Raw genomic sequence first — 5,905 nt, 5'->3', positions numbered from 1 at the left:
CTTGTTTTTTGGAAAAACAAGCTAAAACGTTATCGGTAAGTACTATCTAAACTATTTTTAAATCATTTTGTTTTAATTATAATGTAAAGTTAATGCTATTTCAATAGTCGTAACAAAAAATATTTAATTAAATTATTTGAATAAGAAATAGTCAAATAGATAAGTCGTAATTGTAATCATTTTTATGTACTGAACAAGTTCTTATTTACCGTCAAATAAACCGTCAGTATGAAAGGAAATCATTTATGAGTAGACGTGGAGAAAATATTTATTTTAGAAAAGATCAACGATGGGAAGGACGTTATCAAAAAGGAAAGACATTAGATGGGAAAACAAAATATGGTTCTGTCTATGGGAAGACTTACAACGAAGTGCGAAGAAAATTATATCCGCTAAGAGTAAAATATCAAGATATACGTGAATGTTATGGTGAAGTAGCCATAGGTATGGGGGAATGGTGTGATACATGGTTGAACGAAGTTAAGGAAAATGTCGAGCCCGCAACATTTAGCAGCTATGAACATAAGCTTCGAACCTATATATTACCCCACTTAGAGAATTACCATTTGAATGAGCTTACGCTAGAGATAATTCAAGAACTGGTTTCTCGTTGGAAAAGACAGCCGTTAGCTCCTTCTAGTATCCGTGTCAATATACAAGTTTTAAAAAACTGTTTGAATAAGGCAATTAGGCAAGGTTTTATGAAGCAAAATCCTTGTGAAGGAGTCAAGCTGCCAAAAAGAGAACCCAAGAAACAACAGGCATTGTCACTCAAAAAGCAACAACGTTTGGAAAAGGCAGCTCTTTCCTATCCGAAACAAAAAGGCTTACCTATCATCTTTGCGCTGCACACAGGCTTACGTATTGGAGAAGTTGCTGCTCTAAAATGGGAAAATGTTGATTTTGAAAACAATATTATCTATATCACACATACTGCTCAACGAGTTCGCACTGGTAATAGAGACATGAAAACGAAGATTATCTGTCGTGCGACCAAGACACAAGCTTCCACTCGGATCATTCCGATGGGGACACTGGTTCGAAAATGGTTATGGGAATACCGAAAGAAAAAGAGCGGTCCTTTTGTTTTTTCTACTAGAGAAGGATTGTGTGAACCACGCCTTATGACCTATCACCTGCATCAATTATGCAAGAAAGCGAAACTTGGCCAGATTCATTTTCATCAATTACGGCATACTTTCGCAACAAGATGTGTCGAAGCAAAAGCAGACATAAGTTCTATCAGTGGTCTATTAGGTCATAGTTCTACACAAATGACACTGGACGTTTATACGCATTCTCTATTATCACCAAAAATTGATGCAATACAATTAATGGAAGCAGCTGTCTCGTAAAAAAAAAATTTTAATCAAATTTTCTGCAGGTTTTTTTACAACACTGAGAAAACGCTTACATTCTCTGTGTTTGAAACTAAAACGTACTTATAAATAGAAGAGAAATCACTTTTCAAATAAGAACCGTCAAACATCGTCAGTAACGGCATCAAAAGCTTGTTATAACAGGCTTTTGATGCCGTTGCTTGTTTTTCCAAAAAACAAGTAACTATAAAATGTTTAATTTAATGAAACTGAACAAAGAATAACCTTATTTTATCACAGATTACAGCATGTTTTTAGATAGATAAGCTAGAAAAAACTTCAAAAAAATGGGAATAGCTTTATCAGCAGATTGTGGCTTGATAAGCCGTTTTTATTTGTGGAACTGAAAGGAGAAAGACATATGAGAATACTAATTCTTACGAAAAGTATCATTTGTGAAAAACAATTACAGGAGCAATTACAGAGGCTAGATCATGAGGTGTTTGTTTCAAGTAGCCTGCTGATAAGTTCTCAACAGTTTTTGTTGACGAGATTGATTGATTATTTCCAAGCAATCATTTTTGGTGAAACAGTTATGGATAAAGAGGTCACCAAAATACTATCTATGATAGATCAAAAAGATCACCTGCTTATTCGTAAAGCTGAAACAGTGTTAGATAAAGTCGACCGTGAGGTTTGGAAACATAAAGGCATCCAAGGATGGGTCTATTGCGATTCAGGTATTGAAGCTGTTCGAGAACAACTATCAACTCTTGAAAAAGAATTTGTACCAACGGAGACAGAAAACTCATTCACTAGAGAAAAAGGTAGTTTGACAATGATGCAAATAAAAAAAACAGAAGGACCCAAAGGACTGCACTTACAGGTAAATAGTTGTGCTTTCGGCAACACCGAGAAAAGATTAGTAGATGCGTTGATTAATAAGAAAGGACAGCTATGTTCGAGAGAAGAACTTTGTGAAATCCTTTGGAATAGCAAACCTACAAATTCTAAATTGTCTCAACTATCTTCCTTGATTAAAAGAATAAAAGGCAGATTTATCAAATTAGGTATCCATGAGGAAATTATTCATACTACTTGGGGAAAAGGCTACATGCTAACAAATAAGTTTAATGACTATTTTACAGACATTGACGAAGAGATAGAGCCAATCAAGGAACTTCAGCAATGAAAAAATTTAAAAGGGATAGGTGACAGAAAAATGAAAAGAGTGAATGGGGAGGTGAAGCGGAATGATCAAACAGTTGGCTAAGATATTACGAATCTTAGTAGTTCTCTTATTTCTTATACAACTCGTACCATTTTCTGCCTTTGCCGAAACAACGCAAACAGTGAAGGAATCAAGTACGACGAACACTATTCCTAAAAGAAGTGCGGACATCCTTAATACAGATGCGACGACTAATAGCTCATCTGCTTCTTCTGATGAGAGTAGTGAGGATAACAATGTAGAAGAGAAAGAAAATAGTGGTGAAACGACAAAAAGCAAGGAGAAAGAAACAGAAAGTAGTAAGACAGAACAAAGCACAGAAAAAACACAAGAAAGTAGTGAAAAGAAAGAAAAAGAGACTAAGCGAAGAGAGACAAGAGCTGCTAGTCGTGATCTTTCAAAAACAAGTTCTGCAACCTTCAAAATTACCAATTGGGATATCTTGGATGACAAGGGAAAACCCTTGAGTGAGAGTAATGAAGCTCAGCCGAATAAGGCTTATGACTTTGACTTCACTTGGTCATTACAATTCAACGGTGCAGATCGTTTGCAAAATGGCGACTATATTAAGATTCCCGTTCTAGAAAATGAAGAATGGGGTGAGTGGCAGCTTGCAGGGACTGCTCAAGATCAGCTAATCACGGTACAGGTTGATGGAAAAGATACTGTGATTGGCAAATGGGAAATCAAGATCGATGAAGAAGATGAAATAAAAAAAATCGGTATCTATTTTACCGAAGAAGCTGAAAAGCATCTAATGACCAGCTTGACGGCCGTTAAATTCTCCGTTCCAAGCAAATCATTAATGAACTATACCGTAAAGGCTGGAGTACAAAATGTTGTCTTCGGTGATATGAAAAAACAAATTGGTTTTGAAGCAACTACATTATCTGGTTCACGTGGCTTCGACTTTAAACGGTTAGTTAATTCTGGAAACGGCTCGATGCAATATTCCATGACAGTCAATTTTCCTGAAACATTGGAGCTGGGGGGAGATGAAGTTAACTGGAGTGCGAATCCTAGTATGGGATTTTATCAGGATCCAGTCAATCCTAAACACTATTGGGGAGAATATGCAACGGATGTCAATGATATTTATGTAGAAGATGTGTTGGACCCAGGAGTAACGGTCAGTACTATGCTTATCGCAGGAATGGTTCGGACACCTATGGATTTTCCAGCTTCGGCGGAGACAACTAAAAAAGGTGGACGTCCTTCCTCAGACATTGCTTATGATGCGTATGTGTTAGTCCATAGTAAGCAAGGGCCAGTTTATCGAACTGGTTCAGGAACGGAGTCAGATAAGAAGCGACCAACAGAAGCAAATTCCTTCACCATGCTTACTCAAAAATCTGGGGAAACCAAGGCTGCTTTTTCAGCCAGAGTAAAAAGCAAGGCCTATCAATATGGGATTTTTGTCGATGGAAAAGGTGCAACCGCCACGCGAACGGTGATGGCATATTTCGGTAAAATCGGTGCTACAGGAGGAACCCAAAAGAAATACTCTGATCTAACAATGGGAAATGATGGGAATACCACTCGTTGGGCTATCCCGGCCAGATACACTAAGAATAAGAGTGGAGGAAATGTTCAAATCACGCAATTTGCGGCATTAGCGGCAGAAGCGAACATTAAAAAAGGTTTTTATGCAGAAAGCCAACGTGATTTATTAGAATCCTACTATACATTGACCTATGGCGATTCAAATGTACTTAAAGGACAAATTGCGACCTATGATATCGAGTTGATCTTGGACTATCCACCGGAAAGCACATCAGGTAAGAAAACCAATACGGTGGATTATTACCATAAACACAAATTGGATGCAGACAAAACTCTCCCACGAAAAAATAGTGCGGAGGGGGAAATGACAAATCCTTATGCAGAAATCAAGCTTAATCCTAATTCGGCGATGTTGTTCAAATGGGATGATGATGACCTATCAAGTCCCTTGAACGGATTTACTTTTAAATTGCAAAAGAAAAATGGCAGTAGTTGGACAGATGTGAAGACTAATCTTGAAACGGCCAGCAATACAGTATCAGGAAATACTTATGATGGAACCATCAAAGTTGATAACTTGGCCAATGGTACGTATCGCTTCTTTGAGACGAAAGCCAAGGATGGCTACAGTCAGGAACTTTCAAGTAGTTGGAACGCCTCAGCCGGGGCAGTGACCTCAGAGGAATTTGAGATAAGCGCGAGTAAAGATGGCGCAGTCGTTCATGTACGAAACAAGAGGAAGCCCGTTTCCCGTTATAAAGTTCAGCACTATTTGCAAAAAGTAGAGGGCCAAGCGGGAAGTGCAAGCGATTTTGAAATGAAGATGGATGAATCATTGTATGGAGAAACAGGATCTACAGTAACTGCAGCTCCACGAACCTTTGATGGTTACCGTCATGATAGTGCACTATCTTTCAATGTGAAATCTGGTGTTGTAAAAGAAGATGGAACCTTGGTTTTGAAGCTCTATTACGTCATTGATATGAGTGAGATAAAGTTCCAGATTTTTAAAACGGATACGAATAAGACACCGATGCCATCTGTCGATAAAAATGGCGATCCGCTATATGACAGTCAAAATAAAAAGAAAGAAGTCAAGTTCAAACTGTACAAGTTTATTTGGAAATCGGGAAATCATCCTACATCTCATCCTCCTACAACTGAGAATATCACTGCAGGACATTGGGAATTTATTCAAGATATAACAACTGATGCACAGGGAAGGATTTTAGCACCTGGATTAGACATAAAATCAGATACATTTAGCTTGGTAGAAACTGCTACTTATCCGAACTTTGTCTTACCTAAGGTTGAGGAAGCATATTGGATCATTTATGGGAAAGATGGAGAAATTAGCACAGTTACCGCACCTGGAACGAATAATCCTGGAACGACAAAAGATTATCAAGCGAGTGATGGAAAAACTTATTTTCGAATCAATAATAAAGCGAAGCCGATGGATATTGATTTCATTAAAGAAAATGAGAGTAAGGAACCTTTGAGTGGTGTTGAATTCAAACTTTATGGTGGAAAAACTGGTGAGAAACTTGTTATTGGAACGAATGATGATCCAGCAGCAGCTAATACCTATTGGAATATGACAACTCCGCTTCAAACTAAGAAGAGTGCTGTAACAACAGGAAAAGTGAACTTCACATCTTTAGAATCTGGAGATTATTTATTGTTAGAAACGAAAACAGTAGAAGGTTACGAACTACCAACGGGGTATTGGATAATCACCTTGAACGCAGAAACTGGTGGTTGGACAGTTCAGAGACGAGGGTCCCCGCTTGCGACAGCGTTTTATACAGAGGATGGTAAACGTCATCTACCAAACTATCCGAAAAAAGCA

3 protein-coding genes are annotated in these 5,905 nt (G+C 37.9%); all 3 read left to right on the top strand.

The annotated features are described in order from the left end of the window. Positions 1-245 precede the first annotated feature (245 nt). Positions 246-1,355, top strand: coding sequence for a tyrosine-type recombinase/integrase (locus A5875_RS09990; RefSeq protein WP_088933461.1), 1,110 nt, complete (start codon positions 246-248; stop codon positions 1,353-1,355). Positions 1,356-1,740: 385 nt separating this feature from the next. Further along, entirely contained in the window at positions 1,741-2,511 is a 771-nt protein-coding gene (locus tag A5875_RS09985; RefSeq protein WP_088933460.1) for a helix-turn-helix domain-containing protein, read from the top strand. Positions 2,512-2,572: 61 nt separating this feature from the next. Continuing rightward, on the top strand, positions 2,573-5,905 hold a 3,333-nt coding region (locus A5875_RS23630; RefSeq protein ID WP_088933459.1), incomplete at its 3' end, for an MSCRAMM family protein.

This window comes from Enterococcus sp. 3H8_DIV0648 (assembly GCF_002140655.1).
Lineage (GTDB): Bacteria > Bacillota > Bacilli > Lactobacillales > Enterococcaceae > Enterococcus_A > Enterococcus_A hulanensis.
Note: the sequence above shows the minus strand (reverse complement) of the source record. Positions and strands in the feature narration are given on the sequence as shown.